The organism is Pseudomonas sp. BN606, assembly GCF_029873115.1.
In the GTDB taxonomy this organism is placed as follows: Bacteria; Pseudomonadota; Gammaproteobacteria; order Pseudomonadales; family Pseudomonadaceae; genus Metapseudomonas.
Window position 1 is genome coordinate 152813 of sequence record NZ_SSOF01000085.1, and the last position, 21674, is coordinate 174486.

The following is a 21674-nucleotide window of genomic DNA, read 5'->3' on the forward strand; positions in this document are numbered from 1 at the left end:
CATCGACATTTCTCCCGGCTAATGGATGCTGAAGTCCGCCAGAAAGACGCGGCCTTTCAGCCGATCCCTAGAAGCAAAATACCGCTGCCTTGCCGTATCCACAGGTCAGTCGACTGCCGCTTGGCGTACAACAATCACGGCAACAGGAGACGTCTAGTGAATAGCGTGTTGTACCCTGCCATCAACCTGATGAACCGCATGAGCTTCGGCATGAAGTTCAGTCTGATCAGTGTGCTGTTCTTCCTGCCCATGCTGGTCACCAACTATCTACTGGTGCGCGAGTCCTATGACGCTTTCGTCGATACGCGTACCGAGCTGCAGAGCCTGGCGCTGCTCAAGCAGGGCCAGCAGCTGCGCCAACAGCTGGAGCGTCTCAGCGACCTCTACGAGATCAATGCTGTGCTCGCCGAGTCAGATCACGCGCCGACGATCATCGCCTTGATCACTCCATTGGAGAAGGGCATCGCTGAGACCTTGGGCGCGCTCGAACCCCCTAGCAGCGATGCTCAGGAAACCGAGGAGTTCAATGACCAGCGTGAGGTAATCAAGACCACTCTGGACGCGGTAGCAGCAGAATCATCCCTGCGCAGCAAGGCCAGCTTGGTGACCAAGGCGCTGGATAACTCCGAGTTGTTCATCAAGCTCATTGCCAGTGAGTCCGGACTCAGTCAGGACGGTGATCTGAGCGTACGCCAGATCAGCGAGCTATTAACCAGCACAAGCCAGCCGGTAACGCGTGCCATCAGCAAGGGGCGTGCCCTCGGCTCCTACTCCCTGGGCCAGGGCATCCTCGGCGCTTCCGACATCACCAAGCTCGACGATCTGCTACTGGAGCTAGAAAAGCTGCATGCTGAATATGGTTTCAAGCTGCAGGGCGTACTCGAGGGCAATGTCCAGGCCAAAAGCGCCCTGGGCGGAGTTGCCGAAGCCAGCCACCGTAGCTTGACCGATATCGCCAAGGTGCTTGAGGGGCAGTTGCTTACTGCTGACAGCCTGAATACTCCCTGGATGGGCTTCTACGACGAGACCAGCGCTGCCATCGACAAGACCTATGCGCTGAACGATGGCGTGCTTGGTTTCCTAGAGCAGGAGCTGAGCCACCGCCTGGAGCAGAAGCGTCTGCAGATGATCCTACTCGTAGTTGCCCTGATGGTGCTGTTCCTGTCCATCGTTTACCTCTACGGCGGCTTTTACGTTTCCACTCTCGCCACGCTCAAGGGGTTTGCTGTGACTCTCGGCCAGGTCGCTGGCGGCGACATGACGGTGCAGGTTAACGTGCAAAGCAGCGACGAGCTGGGCGAGCTGGGCGCGGTGTTCAATAGCACCGTGGCGAAGATCCGCGACCTGATCGAGTTGGTCGGCCAGACCGTCATTGAGGTAGAGCGCCAGGCCGACCGCGTCGAACTGGTGTCCGGTGAGAGCAGCCAGGCAGTGAGTGCCCAACGCGGGCAGATCGAGCAGGTGGCCACCGCAATGAACGAGATGTCCGCCACCGCTCAGGAGGTGGCGCGCAGCGCCGCCGCGGCAGTGGGTAGCGCACAGAGCGTCAACGAGGAGACCGTGAGCGGCCGTGCCATGGTCAGGTCGCAGGTCGACAGTATCCAGCGTCTGGCCAGTGAGATCGACCAGTCGGTGGGTGTGATCAACCAACTGGCCGCCGACAGCGCCTCGATCAGCCAGGTGCTGGACGTGATCAAGGAGATCGCTGGGCAGACCAATCTGCTGGCGCTCAACGCTGCCATCGAGGCAGCGCGGGCCGGCGAGCAGGGCCGTGGTTTCGCCGTCGTGGCCGATGAAGTGCGTAACCTGGCTAAGCGCACCCATCAGTCCACCGAGGAGATTGAGCAGATGATCGTCCGTCTGCAGGGTGGTGTGGGCGCTACCGTGATCGCCATGAACGGCAGCCATCAAATGGTCGAAAGCACGGTCAGCCAGTCGAGTCAGGTGCAGCAAGCGCTGGATAACATACTCAGCGCGGTTGGCGTGATCGTTGATCAGAACCAGCAGATCGCCGCCGCCGTAGAGCAGCAGACCGCCGTGGCTCACGATATCGACATGAACATCGTCGAGATCAATCAGGCCGGCGAACTTACTGCTGAAGGTGCCATGCAGACTGAGCAGGCTAGCCGCTATCTATCTGGTCAGGTGGCGCGGCTGAAGGAGCTTATAAGCGCATTTCGTGTCTGATCTGATCGGCGGGCATCGTTTTATATCGCCCGAATGCCACTGAACCATTAGCCGTGACCGAGGGGTAGCGCAGTGACCTTTCGGCGACCGGTCTCGATCAGTGTCTCTTGCGTAGCTTCGCGCAGCCTAGCTAGAGCGAGGCAGATGATCGAGCATCAACCAGCGGAGCGTTCTTCAGCCGACCAGGCCTATGGACGTTCCGCGCAAGCTCGCGCTCATCCGGCGATAGTCTGCTCGATCTCCTTAATGAGGCGACAGCCGGCTGATTCATCCAACGCCTGAGGGGCTCCGGTCAAAGGCACTTCCTTTCCCGTATTGGCCTGCAAATGCTTTGTGCTATCCGAAGATTCGACAGCGAGGCTAAGTGAGCAGAGTTCTTAGCCAAGTCTCGGATCTAACTCGGAAACTTTCCGCACATCTATCACTGGATGGCCCTCAGAGTTAATAGGCCACTGCTCTTATCTTCGTATGAACATGCAGAGATTCCGATACCTTTTTGGTATGAGGCGGCGGGAAATAAGGTATTGGAGATATCGAGCATCGCTGGATATCGTACTTCTAAGCGGCCCATAGATTGGTGCTGAGTTATAGACCATACCACATAGACGTACGGCCCGTAGGTTCTGCGGCTTTCTTTAGTTATTGGCAAAAAATAAGAGAAATTTTATGACTAAGCATACAAAGACATTCGGTCCCAGCCCTGTAATTCCTGTCGATGAACGGTCTGTCACTAGTCATATGGTGCATTTCGTATCCTATGCTTCCAATCCTATTCTTGCTGGCTTGCAGCCGCTTGAATACACCGGATGGAGAGATGAATCTCTTTCTTGGCATGACTCTAGTTACATTCACGCAAATCTCAATCCCTCCCCGACTTACCGCTTCTGGGGGCCGGACTCTATTGAGTTTCTCAAGAAATACTGCGGGAATTCTTTTGAAAAGTTCCCAGTTGGATTCGCTAAGCACGGCATTATGCTGGACGAGCAAGGGCGGATCATGGTCGATGGTTTGCTGGTTCGCCGCGAAGAGGATTACATCACTTACTGGATGAATCCTTGGTTGCAATATTGCGTAGAAAATAGCGACCTTGACGTCCAGGGTGAGGATGTTACCGGCAAAGTGTTCATGTTCCAGTTGGGTGGTCCGACCTGCTTGCAGGTACTAGATGCAGCTAGTGGTGAGAACTTGCACGACATCAAATTCATTCACCATCGAATGAGTAAGATTGCAGGTCGAGATGTAATGATCCTGCGCGTCGGTATGGCTGGCTCCCTGGCTTATGAGGTTCATGGGAATGTAGAGGATGCCATTCCTGTTTATGAACAGATTCTCAAGGCTGGCGTAAAGTACGGTTTGAAGCGATTGGGTACCCCCGCTTACAATATGACCCATTGGGAGAATGGATTCCCACAAGCCTATCTCGATTTCCCCCTTCCTTGGTTTGAGCACAAAGAATTTGCTGCATGGCTCCGTGAGCGCGAAATTGGGTTCCTCTGCGATCCCGAAATTGTTAAAGATTCTTTGTCTGGCAGCGTCGGTCAAGATTTCGCAGCTCGTTACCGAAACCCGATTGAGTTGGGTTGGGGTAAGACCATTAATATGGATCATGAGTTTGTTGGAAAGAAGGCTATTGAAGAGCTAAAGGCAAAGTCATCGCGCCAGATGGTAACTCTTGAGTGGAATAAAGAGGATATCCTTGATATCCACCGCTCGCAATTGGCCGATCCAGTCCCTTATAAAGATATTTCTAGTCCCGAAGATCTGGCATTTGGCGGTATCTATCCAGCCGATTGGGTTTTGAATGATAAGGGCGAGCAAGTAGGTGTCAGTAGCGGTCGGATGGTGTCCTGGTTCTATCGGGAAATGATTTCGCTCTGCTCCATTGATGAAGAGTACCTGAGCGAAGGCACCGAGGTCTGGGTTCTCTGGGGGGAGCCCGGTACTCGGCAGAAGAAAGTGCGCGCTAAAGTAGCTCGGTATCCCTACTTCAATGAATGCCGGAACCAGAAGGTAGATACCAGCCTGATCCCCGTTGGTACGATGGATTGATAGAGATACTCTGGTTCTAGGTCGAGTTGAATTCTAGGGTCAGAAGATCTTTATATGAAATCCAAGACGGTGGCATTTATGCCACCGTTTTTCCAGCTGCGGGTTGTATTTCATTCCAATTATGTCTGCTTGCATATTGGAAGCTGTGGGGGGAGTTCTTCATGAATCCGACGCCCTATGAAATTTGCGTGCCTCAAGTAGTACTAAATGACTTGAAGCAACGGCTAATTGGCACTAGATGGATAGATGCGATTGAGGAGTCGCAATGGTTATATGGTGCCGATATTGATGTTGTTAGAGAGTATATAAGCTACTGGCGTGACGATTTTGATTGGCGTAAGCAAGAAGCTATTCTGAATAGCTGGAATCACTATACGTCAGAGATCGATGGTGTTGAGGTGCACTTCATACACCACAAAAGCCAATTTCCTAATGCTGTTCCTTTGCTGCTGCTGCATGGTTGGCCGAGTAGTTTTGTACAGCTCCTCCAACTGGCACAGCAAATCATTAATACAAATAGCGAAAGCCTCTCTTTCGATATTGTGATTCCATCGTTGCCAGGGTATGGCTTCTCAGGAAAGCCGGCAGTAAGTGGATATGGAACCAGGCGCGCAGCTCGTGCTTTGAATCTGTTGATGACTAGCGTTCTTGGTTATCAACGATATGGGGTTCGCGGGGGGGACATAGGGAAGCTGATTACAGACTGGTTGTGCAGTGATTATGCAGAGAGAGTAATAGGCGCGCATCTGGCAGAAATTATCATGCCTGGACCGTGTGAAGTGCCAGCTAATGCGTCGGAAGCAGAGGCGGAATATATCAAGAAAAATAACTTGGTATGGCAAGAAGAGATGTCCTACTGCCTCCAGCATATGACAAAGCCTCAAACTCTTGCTTATGGGCTTAATGACTCGCCAGTGGGTTTGCTGGCATGGATTCTAGAGAAATTTCAACGTTGGGCCGGAGTGGATGGGGATTTGTCTAGGCGATTTACCAAAGATGAGCTCCTGACCAATATCACTCTCTACTGGGTCACGCAGACGATAGCTTCATCTATACGAATCTATTACGAATTCTGTAGGGAAGACTATTCCAGTCAGGATTGTAGAGCTGTCCCAGTCGCTTTCTATCATGGCTCCAAAGATATGTTTCCGAATGCACCGCGAGAGTGGGCTGACCGGTTTTATAACGTTGTCAGTTATTCCGTATGCGAATCTGGTGGACATTTCCTGGAGTGGGAGGAGCCGGTCTTGGTGGCTGAGGATTTGCGTGAATTCTTCTCCGGTTTGCGGAGTTCAGCTTTTTCTTTTGGCTCTTGAATGTAATCGCAGCTATGTGTGGGTAGGATGGCTGTGGTTCTGATAAAACATAAAATTTAGGTGATTGCATGACTTATAAATCTCAAGAATCAACTTTTATATTGAATGTTAGTTGCAAGGCCGGGACAGGAATTTTGGCGGCAATTTCTACATTCCTTGCAGACAGAGGTTGCTATATTTGTGCGGTTGAACAGTTTGATGATGAAACAACTGAAAAGTTCTTCATGCGCGCCGTGTTCAGGATGGAAAGCCAAGATATTTCCATTGGCCAGATGCGCGAAGAATTTGTTGAGGTTTCTGAAAAATATGGCATGACATGGCGGTTCTATGATGCCGTTGAGCCTGTTAAAACGGTAATCATGGTTTCGAAGTTTGATCACTGCCTGAATGATCTGCTCTATCGCTACAAAAAAGGTGAGCTTAACTTGGAGATTGTTGCCGTCATCTCCAATCATCAAGATCTGCGAGGTATGGTTGAGCGCGAAGGTATTCGATTTGTTCATCTGCCTGTTGATAAGGATAATAAACCTGCTCAAGAAGCTCGCTTGCTCGACATCGTTAGCGAAACTGATGCTGAGTTGGTAATTCTTGCGCGTTACATGCAAATTCTTTCCGACAATCTAAGTCGCGAATTGTCAGGTAAGTGCATTAATATTCACCACTCGTTCCTGCCTGGATTCAAAGGTGCCCGCCCATACCATCAGGCTTTCGAGCGCGGAGTTAAGCTAATTGGCGCAACTGCTCATTATGTGACTTCCGATCTGGACGAGGGTCCAATTATCGAGCAAGTCGTGGCTCGAGTTGATCATAACTATAAGCCTGAGCAACTGGCACGTGTGGGTCGAGAGAACGAGTGTTATGCATTGGCTTCGGCGGTCAAGTGGCATATCGAGCGCCGTGTCTTCTTGGACGACAATAAAACTGTTATTTTCCTTGGCAGTTAAGTTTTGAGGCGCAAATGAAAGTCATTGATGGCAAGCTGTTTGCCGATAAATTATGCGCTTCACTCCAGGTTGAGATTGCGGCGCTAAAAGTATCGACTGGGCTCTATCCAAGCATTGCAGTTGTATTGGTAGGAGATGATCCTGCGAGTCATGTTTATGTGCGTAATAAAGTGAGGCGCTGTGAAGAGGTTGGCATCCGCTCCCTAGAATACCGATTGCCTGTTACTACTGGACAGGCTGAGCTACTGGAGTTGATTGATAGCCTCAATAAGGACAGAGACGTTCATGGTGTTCTGGTTCAGTTGCCACTTCCTCGTCAAATTGATGAAGAAGCGGTGATTGCAGCGATCGATCCAGCCAAGGATGTCGATGGCTTCCATATTGAGAACGTAGGTGCACTCTCTGTCGGCAAGGAGGGGATGATACCATGCACTCCTCTCGGGTCTTTGATGCTACTTGAGGACACCCTTGGGTCGCTGGATGGTTTACGTGCAGTAATTGTAGGGCGTTCTAATATCGTCGGAAAACCGATGGCTAGCCTGCTGCTGAAAAAAAATTGCACAGTTACCATCGCTCATTCAAAGTCCAAAGACTTGGCAGAGGTTTGCCGTCAGGCGGATATTTTAGTTGCTGCCGTTGGTCGCCCGAAGTTGATCAAGGCTGACTGGGTGAAACCGGGAGCTACGGTCATTGATGTCGGTATAAATCGCATCGAAGAGGGTGGTAAAAGCTTGTTGTGCGGTGATGTTGACTATGACGGCGTGGCAGAAGTTGCGGGTGCGCTTACACCGGTTCCTGGTGGGGTTGGCCCGATGACAATTGCTTGCCTTATGTATAACACGCTTACCGCAGCAAAGAGACTTGCCAAGCCTCTTGGTGATTGATCTATATAATGACGGATGAATTGCATACCGTTTATTTAGGTCTTGGATCTAACGTCCTGCCATGGGAGTCTCTCTCTGCAGGATTGGACCGTCTTGAGGGGGTTTTTAATATTCTCGAGAGTTCATCAGTCTATTTTAGCGAGGCTGTAGGATTCGACGGTCCTCCTTTTTTGAATATGGTGGTCAAAGTCTTGACGGAGTTATCTCTCGCTCAAGTCGTTTCGAGTGTCCGTGCTATAGAAAGTGACTTTGGTCGTGCTAATAATGATCTTCTTAAGTGCTCTCGGCGCCTTGATATTGATATTTTGCTATTTGATGACTTGTGTGGATTATTCGGTCATGTGCATTTGCCTCGTCCGGGGATGGTTGAGAGCGCATATGTTTTGGCTCCAATGGCGGAACTGAGTCCTAATCTGGTGCATCAAGGCTCATCAAAGACGTATGAGGATTTGTGGCTGCTATATGGGCATGATTTGCCATTAATACAGAAAGTGAATTTTGAGTGGAATGGTAAAAGAATTTCCTGTGATAAATCTTACCTGTAAACACATTGCTGCTCGCCCATTTTTGACTTGGTAAGATGTTAGTGTTACTCCCTCGGTCATTCCAGTTCGCCACGAATAATCATCGTCCGGCCTCAAGCTCGATTTGCCTAGCGCCGGTAGCCAATGGATATAGCAAGTGGTGAAAGGAGGCGCTGCGAAGGGTTGCGAACGGCCAAAAGCAGCCATAGAGCACCTACGAAGCTAGAAGCATTTAGACTTGACTAGCCTCAAACTCCTCAAGCAGGTACAGGGCAGCTGCTCCGGCAAGATTCACACAGAAACCCGCCTCGCTAACTGTTGGGGGTGTGCTGCTTGAGGCTGCGCCATGAGCGTCACCAAGTCTATTCCTCATTTCGCCTATGCCCCAGATGATCGAATTAAGCCCTTCGATAGTTTTCTCAACGGGCTGTCCTTTAACAACAATCCCAAGGGCGTCAATCGCTCTGCTAAATAGCTCTCTGTTATTTTCAGTGGGTTTTCCTCCGCGCTCCTCAATAATCCATTTAAGTGTTGTTTCAAGAAGGCTTCTTGCCGCCGTAATCGCTCCGCTTGGGTCTGTCACGCGGCGATGCAGAGCTTTTTCCCACTTATCTCGTATATTGTAGCTTGGAATCCGAATTAAGAGGTCGGTCAAAACGTCGTCAGCGGGTGTTGGTTGGCCGGAAAGCTCATTTAAATGGCATTCGCCTTCAAATGTAAGTCCGCCATCAACTAGAATAAGGCTGTAAGACATATGACCGGACATGGAGTCTATTTGCGGAATAATTCTCGATATATACCCTTGTTTGTGAGCATAAATAACCGCTTTCGCAATGGCTTGGAATTTATCTGGGTCGCCACTTGCATCTTTTTGGGGGGAGAATGATGTCGCTCCGGACTTCACCTTTCGCAAAACTTCGTGTAGCAGCAAATTCATGGTCGTCGCCCCTGTATCTCTTGTGGTTTTTAGCTCGATCAATCTGTGTGGCTGCTTCGCAATCTCTGTCGGCAGCCGACTGATTGAAGTACGACTGTGGCCGTGAACTCGCATGCTTAATGGCTAGCGAGAGGATCGCTACGTTTCTCCAATGCAGACAGTGACAGCTAAATCTATAGGGTCAGTGTTCACTACTCTGTAAGCCACAATCGAAGCTACAGACCCAGGCTTTTCTTGAGAAGGTCACCGAAAATTGGCCAAATTACAGGCTGAACAGCCGTCCATGCTGGCCCGCAGACTTTTTCAAGTAATCTCTTAGCTTCTTTTCCGTTACCTTCGCTCGCCTCCGCTATGGCGGAAACTAAAATTTCGCGCTGCTCTATTGAAACCACTTCCCCCTGTTTCTCCAGTATCGCAACCAATCTCACTAGAATGTCACTATCCGTACCGGAAACGGAGTCCATCCTTTGCACTACGCTACCGCCTGTGGCGAGTTGTAAATTGGAAAATTGGCCGCCAGAAATGTGTACATTGTTTATGATTCGCTGAACCTTGCTTGGGCGATTAGTTGACTGCCTAGCAGTCTTGTATCCTAGTTCTGTGAGGCCTGCGTATTCTCGCTTGCTATAGCCGCCAATAATAATGAGCCTATCACCAGGCTCATTCTTGTATGCCTCATAAGGCCCGGTATTAATTAGATTCTTTTTTTCAAGATCTGAAAGGGCAATATCGAAATCAACTTGTGTGATATCGTCCCCTGCACAAATAGCCTTGGCGAGATCAGATACTTTAGGGCCTTCATATCCGGAGTTCAGGTGATCAGCATTCAGGTTTCGATCTGAAAAATCTGCTAGAAGCGTGCCAAGAATTTGTTTTTCAGCTTCATCTAAACGTACGGTCATACTAATTCCTTGTAAATAAAAAACTTAATCTTGAGTTATTCAAATAATTGACACTCTTGACAGCCTATCATCTTTTGTCGCTGACCAGCATGGCTGGCCAGAGGATAAATTGTTCACGTTGAGCAATGCGCGTCAGAGGTTGGAGATATGGACTATCGATCTTCAGGACCAGCCACCATTACAATGCTGCTGAGGGGGGCTCGCTGGAACGAGCTTCGACTCTGATCAGAAACTCAAGGATGGAGGCAACCCAGCATGTATCTGGCCGAACTGAATATCTGTAATTTCAGGAAGCTAAGGGATGTCCAGCTGCGCTTTCAGTCCGGCCTGAACGTCCTGGTTGGGGCTAACAACGTAGGCAAGAGCGCTGTAGTCGACGCACTACGGGCATTGCTGGTCGGGTATGAAGAGTCCTATCCGCGCTTCGGAATCGAAGACCGCCATCGTCCTCCGCGGGAAGAGCCAACTGGAGACATCGAGTTCCACTATGTCTTTCGAGGGCTAGGACCCGACGACGAAGCCGACTTTTTGGCCGCACTCAAACTCGGCGCCGTCGGTCAAGTGGAGGCGCACTTTCATGTCCGTTATTCAGATGCGGACCAAGGGGGGCGCTTTAGGGTGCGCCGCTGGTGTGGCGATCATCAGGAGGTGTCGCTGACGGCGGACATGATCGAGAACCTACGTGGGGTCTATTTGCAGCCCCTACGTGATGCAACACAAGGGCTTCGCCCCGGCCGAAACAGTCAGCTTTCGCGCTTGCTTCATTTGCTCACCGATGGAGCAGGTCGCGAGGGCATCAATGACGCGTTGCAGCGTTTGGATAACGAGCTTCGGGAGCATGCTCCTATCCGGAGTACGCAGACTGCAATTACTGATCGTCATAACGCGATGCTTGGAGAGCAGCTACGTCAAGCCCTCACTGTGGGACTGAGTGCCTCCGACTTTCAACGCCTTTCCACACGATTGACACTCTCTGTAGATGACTTCGAGCTTGAGCAGAACGGCCTGGGCTTCAACAACTTGATTTTCATGGCTGTGGTACTCAGTGAGCTGGCTCGTAACTCTGACGCGGCATACCGCGGCCTAATCGTGGAGGAGCCGGAAGCGCACCTACATCCTCAACTGCAGGCAGTGCTGTTGAGATATCTGGCGAGCTTGCAGGAGGTGGATGGAGAACAGCCTGTTCAACTCTTCGTGACGAGCCATTCACCCAACTTCGCCAGCAATGCAAATCTCGATTGCCTCGTTTGCTTGGTGGAGTCGGCGGGACGAGTCGAGACGTTCTTTCCGCGCGAAGTAAGGTTTGAGAGGGGCAAGCGGGAAAAGCTGGAGCGATATCTCGATGTCACTCGTGCGGAGCTGTTCTTTGCACGGCGGGTCATTTTTGTTGAAGGGGCAGCAGAGATGATGCTCGTCGATGCTTTGGCCACCGCGGCTGGCTTCGACTTACATGGGCATGGAGTGAGCCTCATCAGCGTCGAGGGACTCAATTTCGATTCCTTCCTTCCACTGTTTGGCGAGAACGCACTAAAGATTCCTGTCGCGTTGATCACTGACGCTGACCCATCAGGGGTCGTGGTTCCCGGTCAACCGGCCCAGCCCTTGTATCCTGCCTTGGGGGCTGATGTTCAGGTTTCTGACAACACGGCCAATATGCTTGAGCTTGAGGACAGATACGTCCAAGTTTTCCATGGCGTTAAAACGCTGGAGTACGACTTGGCTCTGCATCCGAACAATCGCGCAGCCATGTTGGTTGCCTTGGCTGAAATCCATCCTCAGATTGCTCAAGACCTTGAGGTGGTCGTTAATTTGGCCCCTGACGATGCAGCTAAGGCAAAAGCACTGTTCTGTGGAATGTTTGAACGTCCATCTACCCAGAAGAACGTGCAGAAGGGCCGCTTTGGTCAATCCCTGGCCTATGTAATCGGAGAGGGAGCCGCCTGTGAGGTCCCACCTTACATCCTCGATGCGATCGTTCATGTGTGCCAGGTACCGGACGCAGGAGCGGAGGCAGAATGATTGAGCCATCCCCCGAACAGCAGCTCGTCATCGATGCTCCCCTGGTACCCCTAGCCGTTACGGCATGTGCGGGAAGTGGCAAGACGGCTACTGCCATTCAGCGTCTAGTTGAGATGCGCCGACGCCTTGGTGGAGCGAGGGGACGCATAGCACTGCTGTCATTCTCTAATGTGGCCGTGGAGACATTTCGGCAGGGTTACCAGGAACTTTCGCAAACACTGCCGAATAGCTCCGGTCGAAGCAGGGTTGATATCGATACGCTGGATAGCTTCATGACGACCCACGTCATGAAGGCCCATGGTCACCGCACTATGGGAGCAAACCAGACAGCTTTTCTAGTAACCGGCGGAGAGCCTTTCCTGGCTGGGTTCAATTGCCCAACGCGGGATCACCCGATACCTGTAAGCGACATCAAGGTTCGATTTAGCGCTGGTCAGCCGCTCTTCTACTACACGGTACATGGTAACGAGATGCCGCTTAACCAGCTGGATGCTAGTCGAGTGGTTGCTAGATTGGGACGCGTGGGGGGCTATACGCACGATCTGGGACGCTATTGGTGCTACCGCGTCCTAAGTGAGCAGCCTGTGGTGCTTAGAGCTTTGGCTCGACGCTACCCTCATATCATCGTCGATGAGGCCCAGGATATTGGAGTCCTGCATCAAGAGCTTTTGGAGCTTCTGATTGGTGCTGGCGTGCAGGTGTCGCTGATTGGTGATCCAAATCAGGCTATCTATGAGTTCGCTGATGCCGACGGTCATTTTTTGCGGAACTACCACGAGCGGGAAAGAGTTGTTCCTTACAACCTGACTCGCAACTATCGCTCCGTGCCCTCGATCCTGAGTGTTGCAAATTACCTTTCGGGAAGGGCGGATGATCCTGATCGTGCTGACGAACCCCCACCTCTCGGAGCCTACTTCATTGGCTATAACGAGCAGGCGCTTCCACCTCTGTTGGATGCTTTCCATGCAGAACTGAGGCGGCAAGCAATCAACCCTGATAGATCGGCTGTCGTATGTCGTGCGGCTGCAATGGCCTCCAGGCTGTCGGGAGAAAGAGATCCTGAAGGACGGGGAGTAGTGAAGCTGTTTGCCGAAGCCGCGGTACTTCGAGATCAGAACTCCGACTTCCTGGGGGCATTCAGAATGGTCGCTCGAGGCATTGTCAGTCTCTTGAATGGCCCACCCCCAGGGCTTCTCAATAGGCTGAGTGGCGTCACTCATGATCGTGATTTGCGCGAGCTGCGACGTCGGCTGTGGTTGTTCACTAGAGATGCTGCTCAGGGTTTGCCGGCTTCAAGTCTGCCTGCCTCAGGCCAATGGCTTCCCCTGCTGCAGGGGCGAGTTGCTCAGCTGCTTCGTGACATTCAGCGTGATTTTGAGTTGATCGCACTGGATGGGCTGACACGCCGGCTAACGCGCGCCTCGCTGCCTGCTGGGCCACTTAGTGTGGGGCTTGAGGTGGCGGTTGAGCAGGAGCCCAAGGCCCGCGTGAGAACCGTTCACCAAGTTAAGGGTGAAAGTATTGATGCCGTCTTATATGTGGCCAATCGGGCCAACATCGAAGCCATGCTGGCAGGAATGAATACTGAGGTAGGCCGTATTGGCTATGTTGCGGTGACTCGCGCCCGCGATCTGCTTTGGTTGGCGGTTCCTGCGACCGCCTTGGTTGCCTTGAGACCTCAGCTGGAGCGGGCCGGCTTTCTCGAAGCTGGTCAGGCTCTTGCTGGGTAATCGTCCGCTCTTGGCCGGTAGCTACCTGTCATGAAGGGCAGCAATCGGCAGTCGAACGCAGTCGGTAGCGAATGGCAGCTAGCGGTTGAATCCACAGTTGGTTGTGGACACCAGTACGTCACGGGAGCGTTCCTGGCTCCTGGCTCCCAATGAGGAACCAGGTCATGAGGCGCGGAGGTGTCCAGCAGGTCGGATACCGCTTTGAATCGCTTCGATTCGCGCGTCGATCAGTGGAGTGAGCAAGGCATAGAGTTCGGTAGGCCGGAGAGTGGATCGTTGTTTGCCCAGCAGTTCAATGGACAGTCGCCCCAGGGCCGTGCGAAGAGGCATGTCCGCATCCTTGAGAAGGCGATCATGCAGGTACTGCAGTTGGATGCGAAGCTCCAGCGGGCAGTGTTCCTGGGCTGCCGCCCGTATCGAAAGGCCGCGCAGTCGGCCGAGCTCTTCGACTTGCCAGCACCGCTCGGCGACCTCCGGTGTGAGTGCCAGCAGGTGGCAGCGTTGCAAGTCCAGGTGCTGGATGTGGGCGAGTAATTGCTCCAGCAGACGGCAATGTCCGTCGAAGTCCTCCGGCGTGAGCAGCAGGCGTTGCCAGGCTCGGTAGTTTCCAGCATCGGTCCAGGCCCGCCAGGAACGTTCCAGTTCGGCTTCAAGCTTCCGGCGGTGGTGCACGGCGTCAGCACTGGTCTGAGCACCTAGCGCACGATGGCGCTGGACGCCCTGCATGAGTACCAGGCCCAACTGCAACATATCGCGCAATTCTTCTTGCTGGCGGAACTGCCGGCGTCGATCGGCCAGCCACAGGACAACGCAGGACGCGGCCAGGGCGGCCAGTACGGCCAGTGCGGGCAGGCTCTCTATGATCATGGCGTTGCGTCGCCTGTGAGTCGGGTGAGGTAGCGGGTGAGGTCATGCAGCTCATGGGTCTGCCGGCTTTGCACCTGAAGGCTGGTGCTGATCTGCTGGAGCTGTTCGCCGAGGTCCTGGTTCGCCTGGTGATGTTCGACCAGCGCCTGTTGCATGCCGTCGAAACGCTGCAGGTTTTCCTGGCTTTTGCGGGCCAGCCGGTCAAGGCTCTCGGCGAGGCTATTGCTCTGGCCGCTGCCACGCTCCAGCAGCTCGCGATGGTGTTCGACTTCCTTGCTTACCTGGTTCACGGCCCCGGCGATGGATGTGGCGGCGGCGATGATGTCGCGCGTGGTCCTGTCGGTAGCGGTCGCCATCTGCCGGACTTCGTCTGCCACCACCGCGAAACCACGCCCTTGCTCGCCAGCACGGGCAGCCTCGATCGAGGCGTTCAGGGCCAGTAGCTGGGTTTGCTTCGCCAGGTCCTGGATGCCTTGCACCGACTGTTCGACGAGCGCGGTACTTTGCAGCAATTGCGTCACCGCTCGGGCGGTGTCGCCCAGGCTGCTGCGGATGTCAGCCATCCCGGTCCCCAGTTCCCGCGCCGCCCGGCAGCCGTCCTCGCCCTGGGCATGGGCGGCCGCAAAATCCGAGCGGGCGCTGCTGGCCATTTCGTCCACGCTGGCCAGGCTGCGTTCAATCTGTTCGCTCGCGGCTGCGATCATGTTCACTCGCTGGCTTTGCTCGCCGCCCTGGACATTGGCCTTCTGCGCCAACTGCTCCAGTGCCTGGCTGGCGAAGCGCACCTCACTGTTCAGGCGATCATTGCCGCGCAGACGTTCACTGCACTCGACCAGCAGGGTGGCTTGATCGTTGGCGGATTGGGTACGGAGCAGGCGTGCCAGTTCGTCGAACCAGAAGGCCTCGCTGTAGCGCTGGCGCAATTGGTGCAGATGTAGGGAAATGCCCAGGTAGAGTGTTCCCAGAACAAGCCCAAATGCCATTGTCGGCTGACCTGCATGCGCGCAGGCCGCCGCGCCAAGCGCGGTACCGATGGGGACCCATGCACCATGCTGAATGCTGGCGACGAGGGCGATACCTGGCTCGAATGGCGGATAGGTTGTCCATTGCCGAGGCGTTCGCTGGAGGTCCTGAACGAGTCTGGTCGCTCCTTCGATTCCAGTTACACGGGAGTCAGCGAGATTGCTCATGGTTGGATTCCCACGTGAAGTGAAGACTGTCCGTTGTTCATGGTTGTGCTGCGTCCTCGCGAGACGTCCAGCAGGATCGGTGTGGGGGCAAGACGCCCGCACACCGATGTACCCAGCCGTTACGGTCAGTAGGTGTATTGCACCTGCACCCAGAGCTTGTCGGTATCGACCGTGCGGGCTCGATCATCCGAGTCGTAGCTGGCGTACTTGAGCAGTCCGACCAGACCTTTCACGCCTGGTATCGGATGGGCGTAGGACAGGTCGATCTCGCTGCCGTAGCTGTCGCTGCCCTGCTCGGTGTCGAAGTCGTGGTACCAGGCTTGCAGGCTGCCGCCGGCCAATGGCGCGGTGAACCCCAGGTAGGCGTCCTCGATGCCGTCGGCCGGCGTGGTGAGGAACTGGTCGGCCCAGCCCTGAAAGATGTGCTTGGTCGCCAGCGGCGTCTGGAACGCGCGGTTGCCGGGGCCGCTGTCGCCACCCAGCACCTCGTACCCGCCCTTGAACTGCACGCCCTTGAAGACATACCCCAATTCCGCCAGGTAGTACTCACTGTCCAGGTCCAGCGGGTTATCGGCGTAGTCCTGCTGGCGTGCGTACTCCAGCGCATAGTTGAAACCGGCCAGCGCACCGTTCAGGCGCAGGCCGCTGGTCCGGCTGGACAAGCTGCCCAGCGGGGAGGTCGCGGTGGTCGCAATGTTGTCCAGGCCGAGCAGGTAGCTGTAGGCGGTCACTGCGAGTTCCGGCCGCACCAGGTACTGGGCATTGAACAGGTGACTGTGGCCTTCGATGTTGGCGGGGTTGGTACGGTTATCGAAGCGGCCGTTTTCCGGGCCGAAAATGGTGTTGATGTTGTCCAGGTAGCTGTAGGTCAGGGTCAGGCCATCAAGGGGCTTGAGCTGGGCCAGTGCAGCGTCGTAGGTCTGCTCGTTCTGCCGCCAGGCCGAGCCGCCGACAAAGCGTTGGTTGTCCAGGTTGATGCGTTGGCGGCCCAGCACGGCGCTGCCGAAGGCCTGGTCATAGCGCAGCAGGGCCTGGTTGACTTCGGTGCCGTCGGGGTCGACCACCATGGCGTAGTTGGTCTGGCCATTGCGGGTGCTGTTGTAGGCGGCATCGCCGAGGCGGCTGACGTTGTCCACTTCCACCAGGCCCGAGAGGCCGTACCACTTGCCGGTCTGGAAGCCGACGCGGGTGCGCAGGGTCTGGGCATTGGCGTCGCGCAAGTTGTTGTTCTGGTCGACGTTCTCAAAGCGGTAGCGGGCATCGAGGATGGCTTTGCCCCCAGTGAACAGGTTGCTAACGTCCTCTGTGGCCAGGGCGGCGTGACTGGTGCCGGCAACGGCCAGCGACAGCAGAGCGGGTTTCAGCATGTGCATAGCGGACTTCCTAGGTCTGAAAAGCGCAAAAAAAACGTCACGGTGTCCGCGCTCCGGGTGGAGAGGGGATTCCGCGACGTCGTTGTCGGTTGAGTGGCAGACACGCCGTTGTGCTGACCGGGGAAGGTCTTAGCAGGCACTGTGCCAGTTTGTTCAACTACTTGATTTACATGATGTTTGTTTAGCGACAAGAACATTTGGCGATTACGTCATGCACCTGCGCGGGCAAGGTTGCATTGGCGGGGTGCGAAGCCGGGTACGGGGGCCCCTGCATGGGGCATGCGGGCAAGTCAAAACGCGAAAGCCCGGCACGGGGCCGGGCTTTCGCGAAGGGCAGGGCGGATACCTAGGCGGCGGGGCGCTGCTGACGTTGGTAGAGGAACTCCAGCACTGCGGTGCGGTACTCGTGGTAGCGGGCATCGTTGGCCAGGGCCAGGCGGTCGCGTGGGCGCGCCAGCTCGACCTGGACGATATCGCCGACGGTGGCCGCCGGGCCGTTGGTCATCATCATGATGCGGTCGGAGAGCAATACGGCCTCGTCCACGTCATGGGTGACCATCACCACGGTACTGTGGGTCTCGCCGACGATGCGCAGCAACTCGTCCTGCAGGTGCGCGCGGGTGAGGGCGTCCAGGGCGCCGAAGGGCTCGTCCATCAGCAACACCTTGGGTTCCATCGCCAGCGCACGGGCGATGCCCACGCGCTGCTTCATGCCGCCGGAGATTTCATTGGGGTGCTTGTGCGCCGCATGATCCAGGCCGACCATCTGCAACGCCGCGGCGGTACGTTCCTTGAGGCGGGCCTTGCTTTCACGGGCGCCGAAGACCCGCTCTACGGCGAGATGGACGTTGCCGAAGCAGGTCATCCAGGGCAGCAGGCTGTGGTTCTGGAACACCACGGCGCGCTCAGGGCCAGGGCCGTCGATTTCCCGGCCATTGCAGATCAGCCCGCCGTCGCTGGCATCCAGCAGGCCAGCGATCAGGTTGAGGACGGTGGACTTGCCGCAGCCGGAGTGGCCGATCAGCGAGACGAACTCGCCACGGGCGATGCAGAGGTTGACGTCGCTGAGGGCCTGGAAACGACCCTTGCGCGTATCGAAGTGTTTGCTGACGCCGGTCAGCTCGACGAACTTGTCCATCAGGGTTCTCCTGCTCTTGGTAGGAGCGAGCTTGCTCGCGAATGCGGTTCGCGAGCAGAGCTCGCTCCTACAGAAATGGTCAGTTGTTGTAGTCGAAGCGCTTGGCCAGCCACAGCAGGCTCTGTTCCAGGGCCAGGCCCACCAGGCCGACGATGATGATGGCGATGAGGATGTGCTCGACGTTGAGGTTGTTCCATTCGTCCCACACCCAGAAGCCCAGGCCGGTGCCGCCGGTGAGCATTTCCGCCGCCACGATCACCAGCCAGGCGACACCGATGGCCAGACGGATGCCAGTCATCAGGTGAGGCAATACGGCCGGGAACAGGATGCGGGTGAGGACCTTGAACTCGGAGAGCTTCAGCACCCTCGCCACGTTGAGGTAGTCCTGCGGCACGCTGGCCACCCCGGCGGCGGTGTTGAGGATGATCGGCCAGATCGAGCTGATGAAGATCACCCAGATCGACGCGGGGCCAGCGGCCTCGAACACCAGCAGGCCGATGGGCAGCCAGGCCAACGGCGACACCGGGCGCAGCAAGCTGATGATGGGAGAGAGCATCCCGGCCAGGAAGGTGAAGCGGCCGATGGCGAAGCCCAGGGGTATGCCCACCAGCGCCGCCATACCGAAGCCCAGGCCGACGCGGCCCAGCGAGTGCAGGATGTTCCAGCCGATGCCCATGTCGTTGGGGCCGTTGTCGTAGAAGGGATCGGCAAAGAGTTCCAGCGCCGAATGCCAGGTCGACAGTGGCCCCGGCAACCCTTCGCTGCGTGTCGCCACCAGGGCCCAGAGGCCGATGAACAGCAGCAGGCCGAGCAGTGGTGGGACCAGTGCCCGTGCCAGGTTGTTGAAGAACTCCACGGCTGGCTTGGCCAGTCGTGGAGCGGAGCTGGGTGCGGCCTTGGCCGGCAGAGGCAGCGGCGGAGTTACCGGAGCGTTCATCGTTACCTCCCGGGTCAGGCTTTGATGGCAAAGGACTGGGCGTAGGCGGCAGGGTTCGAGCCGTCCCACAGCTTGCCGTCAATCAGGGTGCTGCCGCGCATCTGGCTGGCCGGAACCGGCAGGCCGAGGGCGCTGGCCGCTTCACTGAACAGCTTGGTCTGGTTGACCTGGGCGGCGACGGCTGCGTAGTCCGGGTCCTGCTTGATCAGGCCCCAGCGCTTGAACTGGGTCATGAACCACATGCCGTCGGAGAGCCAAGGGAAGTTCACGTTGCAGTCCTTGCAGAAGGCCATGGCGTGCTTGTCATCCCATTTGTTGCCCAGGCCGTCCTCGTAGTGGCCGAGGAAGCGCTGCTCGATGACGTCCACCGGGGCGTTCACGTAGGCCTTGCCGGCAATGAGTTTGGCGGTGGCCTTCTTGTTCTCGTCGCTGGCCTCGATGAAGCGGCTGGCGTCGAGCAGGGCCATCACCAGTGCCCGTGCGGTGTTGGGGTTCTGCTCGACGAAATCGCGCGAGCAGCCCAGCACCTTCTCCGGATGGTCCGCCCAGATCTGCTGGGTGGTGGTGGCAGTGAAACCGATCTTGTCGAAGATCGCCCGCGCGCCCCAGGGCTCGCCGACGCAGAAGCCGTCCATGTTGCCGACGCGCATGTTGGCGACCATCTGCGGCGGCGGCACGGTGATGGTCTTCACATCGGTCAGCGGGTTGATGCCATGGCTGGCCAGCCAGTAGTAGAGCCACATGGCATGGGTGCCGGTGGGGAAGGTCTGGGCGAAGGTCAGCGGGTTGCCGCCCTTCTTGATATGCGCGGCGAGTTGTTCACCGTTGGTCACGCCAGCTTCTTTCAATTGGCGGGAGAGGGTGATGGCCTGGCCGTTCTGGTTCAGTCCCATGAGCACCGCCATGTTCTTCTGCGGACCGGCAACGCCGAGCTGGGAGCTGTACATCATGCCGTAGAGCACGTGGGAGGCATCGAGTTCGCCGGTGTTCAGCTTGTCGCGCACGCCAGCCCAGGAAGCTTCCTTGCTGGGTGTGATGGACAGGCCGTACTTGGCGGCGAAGCCCTGGGTGGCGGCCACGACCACCGAGGCGCAGTCGGTGAGGGGAATGAAGCCGACCTTCAGGGCGGTCTTTTCCGGTGCATCCGAGCCGGCGGCCCAGGCCGCGCTGCGCAGGAAACCGGGAGCGGAGAGGCCGAGGGCGGTCACGCCACCGACCGTGCCGGCAATGGCGATCGATTGCTTGAGGAAGTTGCGACGACTGTTGTTCACCGGGTCTTTGGAATCACGTTCGCTCATGGTGCTGTCCTGAATGGAGGGCAAAACAAAAACGGCGCACGCCAGAGCTCCCGAGAAGGAAAGGAGCTCTGACGGACGCCGTTGTCCGTGATCCGCGGCCCACCGCCGTTGGCGCGCTACGCAAGATTCTGCAGGTGAGACTGCAAACGCCTTGCCAGCTTGCCCAGCAGCCCGAAGCCATGACTTCGGCAGGCTGCTTTAGGTCGTTATTGTCTTTTAAATCAGCAGCTTGACTCTTTGGGTAAAAGTGCGGACAGGCTGGCGGCACTGAGCCATGTTCGTGCGGTGCAGAGGTGGCCTGAACGGTTTTGGTTCACTTGGAGTAGGAGTGCGGCGAGGGGCGGATGCCAGGAACGTAGTCCTGTGTCTGGGGCAACGACGGACCGCACCACAGTGCGCCTGCGTACGGTGTGTGGCTTGAGGTTGTCGCGGGTGTTTGCCCTGTCCATGTGGAGCGATGAGTTTGCACCCACATGGACTTGGCCGATTTCTACTCGCTGTTCAGACGCCGAGCATCTCGTGCGTGGCGATGATCTGTTCGGCCACCTGGATCAATCGTTGTTGACGCCCCATGGCCTGGCGACGCATCAAGGTGTAGGCGGCATCCTCGTCACAGCTTTTCATCTTCATCAGTAGGCCCTTGGCCAACTCGATGCGTTTGCGTTCGGCCAATTGGGTATCCCGCACCAGCAACTGGGTACGCAGGGCCTGGTCAGCCTCGAAGCGCGCCATGGCCACGTCCAGGATCGGCCGCAGGCGTTCGGCGTGAATGCCCTCGATCACGTAGGCGCTGACACCGGCCCGAATCGCCTGGCGCATCAGCTCGGGATCGTGGTCGTCGGTGAACATGACGATCGGGTGAGGCCGGTCGCGGCTGACCATCACTACCTGTTCCATCATGTCGCGACCCGCGGATTCGGTGTCTATCAGCACGACATCGGGGCGCGCGGCTTCGATCCGCTCAGGCAGGTTGATACTCAGGCCGGTTTCGTCCATGACCTCGAAACCGGCCTCCACCAGGGCATTGCGCAGACGGCCGACTTTCTTCGGGGTGTCATCAATCAGGAGAATGCGGAGCATGCTGTGATCAACTCCAGGCGTCAGAGGGAAGCAGCCGCAATGGCGGAGCTGCGGGCATGGATGGCGAAGCTGCGGGCGTAGCCGGCCGGATCGGTGCCGTCCCAGACATGGCCGTCGAACAGCCTGGAGCTGCGCATGGGGTGCTCGGGGACCACGATGCCCAGTGCTTCGGCCGCTTCGCGGTAGAGCGCAAGCTGGTGGACTCGACGGGCCACGCCGAGGTAATCCGGGTCTTCCCTGAGCAGCCCCCAGCGACGGAACTGGGTCATGAACCACATGCCATCGGACAGCCAGGGCAT

Annotated in this window: 17 protein-coding genes and 1 pseudogene; 8 read left to right on the forward strand and 10 right to left on the reverse strand. The window is 56.1% G+C overall.

From position 1 onward, the window contains the following. The first annotated feature begins 156 nt into the window (after positions 1-156). From E8E75_RS27830 to folK, 6 genes are all read left to right on the forward strand, one after another. Positions 157-2187, forward strand: coding sequence for a methyl-accepting chemotaxis protein (locus E8E75_RS27830; protein ID WP_179057931.1), 2031 nt, complete (start codon positions 157-159; stop codon positions 2185-2187). A gap of 666 nt (positions 2188-2853) precedes the next feature. Beyond that, positions 2854-4236 (forward strand): aminomethyl transferase family protein, encoded by a 1383-nt coding sequence (locus E8E75_RS27835; RefSeq protein WP_179057932.1) that lies wholly within the window; start codon positions 2854-2856, stop codon positions 4234-4236. 161 nt (positions 4237-4397) lie between these two features. Then, on the forward strand, positions 4398-5552 hold the full coding sequence (locus tag E8E75_RS27840) for an epoxide hydrolase family protein (protein ID WP_179057933.1): 1155 nt from the start codon (positions 4398-4400) through the stop codon (positions 5550-5552). A gap of 68 nt (positions 5553-5620) precedes the next feature. After that, entirely contained in the window at positions 5621-6496 is an 876-nt protein-coding gene (gene purU / locus E8E75_RS27845) for a formyltetrahydrofolate deformylase (RefSeq protein ID WP_179057934.1), read from the forward strand. 14 nt (positions 6497-6510) lie between these two features. Beyond that, the gene (gene folD, locus E8E75_RS27850; protein WP_179057935.1) at positions 6511-7380 is read left to right on the forward strand and encodes a bifunctional methylenetetrahydrofolate dehydrogenase/methenyltetrahydrofolate cyclohydrolase FolD; all 870 of its coding nucleotides are present in this window, start codon (positions 6511-6513) and stop codon (positions 7378-7380) included. Positions 7381-7388: 8 nt separating this feature from the next. Then, positions 7389-7925: a 2-amino-4-hydroxy-6-hydroxymethyldihydropteridine diphosphokinase gene (gene folK, locus E8E75_RS27855; RefSeq protein ID WP_179057936.1), complete on the forward strand. Its 537-nt coding sequence runs from the start codon at positions 7389-7391 to the stop codon at positions 7923-7925. A gap of 211 nt (positions 7926-8136) precedes the next feature. Here the strand turns inward: folK and E8E75_RS27860 are convergent, their stop codons facing one another. Together E8E75_RS27860 and E8E75_RS27865 are read right to left on the reverse strand one after the other, a co-directional pair. Next, positions 8137-8841: an abortive infection family protein gene (locus E8E75_RS27860; protein WP_179057937.1), complete on the reverse strand. Its 705-nt coding sequence runs from the start codon at positions 8839-8841 to the stop codon at positions 8137-8139. A gap of 215 nt (positions 8842-9056) precedes the next feature. After that, on the reverse strand, positions 9057-9743 hold the full coding sequence (locus E8E75_RS27865; RefSeq protein ID WP_179057938.1) for a hypothetical protein: 687 nt from the start codon (positions 9741-9743) through the stop codon (positions 9057-9059). Positions 9744-9998: 255 nt separating this feature from the next. Between E8E75_RS27865 and E8E75_RS27870 the strand changes: the two genes are divergently transcribed. Both E8E75_RS27870 and E8E75_RS27875 read left to right on the forward strand, forming a co-directional pair. After that, on the forward strand, positions 9999-11762 hold the full coding sequence (locus tag E8E75_RS27870; RefSeq protein ID WP_179057939.1) for an AAA family ATPase: 1764 nt from the start codon (positions 9999-10001) through the stop codon (positions 11760-11762). Continuing rightward, positions 11759-13492, forward strand: coding sequence for an ATP-dependent helicase (locus E8E75_RS27875; RefSeq protein ID WP_179057940.1), 1734 nt, complete (start codon positions 11759-11761; stop codon positions 13490-13492). Before E8E75_RS27870 ends, E8E75_RS27875 begins: the two co-directional genes overlap by 4 nt. A 162-nt stretch (positions 13493-13654) precedes the next feature. Here the strand turns inward: E8E75_RS27875 and E8E75_RS27880 are convergent, their stop codons facing one another. From E8E75_RS27880 to E8E75_RS27915, 8 genes and pseudogenes are all read right to left on the reverse strand, one after another. Next, positions 13655-14359, reverse strand: a complete 705-nt coding sequence (locus tag E8E75_RS27880) for a hypothetical protein (protein ID WP_256873271.1) — start codon at positions 14357-14359, stop codon at positions 13655-13657. Continuing rightward, positions 14356-15342: a methyl-accepting chemotaxis protein gene (locus E8E75_RS27885; RefSeq protein WP_280359983.1), complete on the reverse strand. Its 987-nt coding sequence runs from the start codon at positions 15340-15342 to the stop codon at positions 14356-14358. The genes E8E75_RS27880 and E8E75_RS27885 overlap by 4 nt, the downstream gene beginning before the upstream one ends. 332 nt (positions 15343-15674) lie before the next feature. After that, a complete protein-coding gene (locus tag E8E75_RS27890; RefSeq protein WP_280357916.1) occupies positions 15675-16922 on the reverse strand; it encodes an alginate export family protein in 1248 nt (415 codons plus the stop codon). A gap of 346 nt (positions 16923-17268) precedes the next feature. Beyond that, a complete protein-coding gene (locus E8E75_RS27895; RefSeq protein ID WP_179057943.1) occupies positions 17269-18060 on the reverse strand; it encodes an ABC transporter ATP-binding protein in 792 nt (263 codons plus the stop codon). Positions 18061-18139: 79 nt separating this feature from the next. Continuing rightward, positions 18140-18997 carry a nitrate ABC transporter permease gene (gene ntrB / locus E8E75_RS27900; protein ID WP_120655149.1) on the reverse strand — a complete coding sequence of 286 codons (858 nt, stop codon included), beginning with the start codon at positions 18995-18997 and terminating at the stop codon, positions 18140-18142. Positions 18998-19011: 14 nt separating this feature from the next. Beyond that, positions 19012-20295: a CmpA/NrtA family ABC transporter substrate-binding protein gene (locus E8E75_RS27905; RefSeq protein WP_120655150.1), complete on the reverse strand. Its 1284-nt coding sequence runs from the start codon at positions 20293-20295 to the stop codon at positions 19012-19014. Between the two features lie 501 nt (positions 20296-20796). After that, a complete protein-coding gene (locus tag E8E75_RS27910; RefSeq protein ID WP_120655151.1) occupies positions 20797-21375 on the reverse strand; it encodes an ANTAR domain-containing protein in 579 nt (192 codons plus the stop codon). A gap of 20 nt (positions 21376-21395) precedes the next feature. Beyond that, positions 21396-21674, reverse strand: a pseudogene (locus E8E75_RS27915) (nitrate ABC transporter substrate-binding protein); the annotation flags it as partial.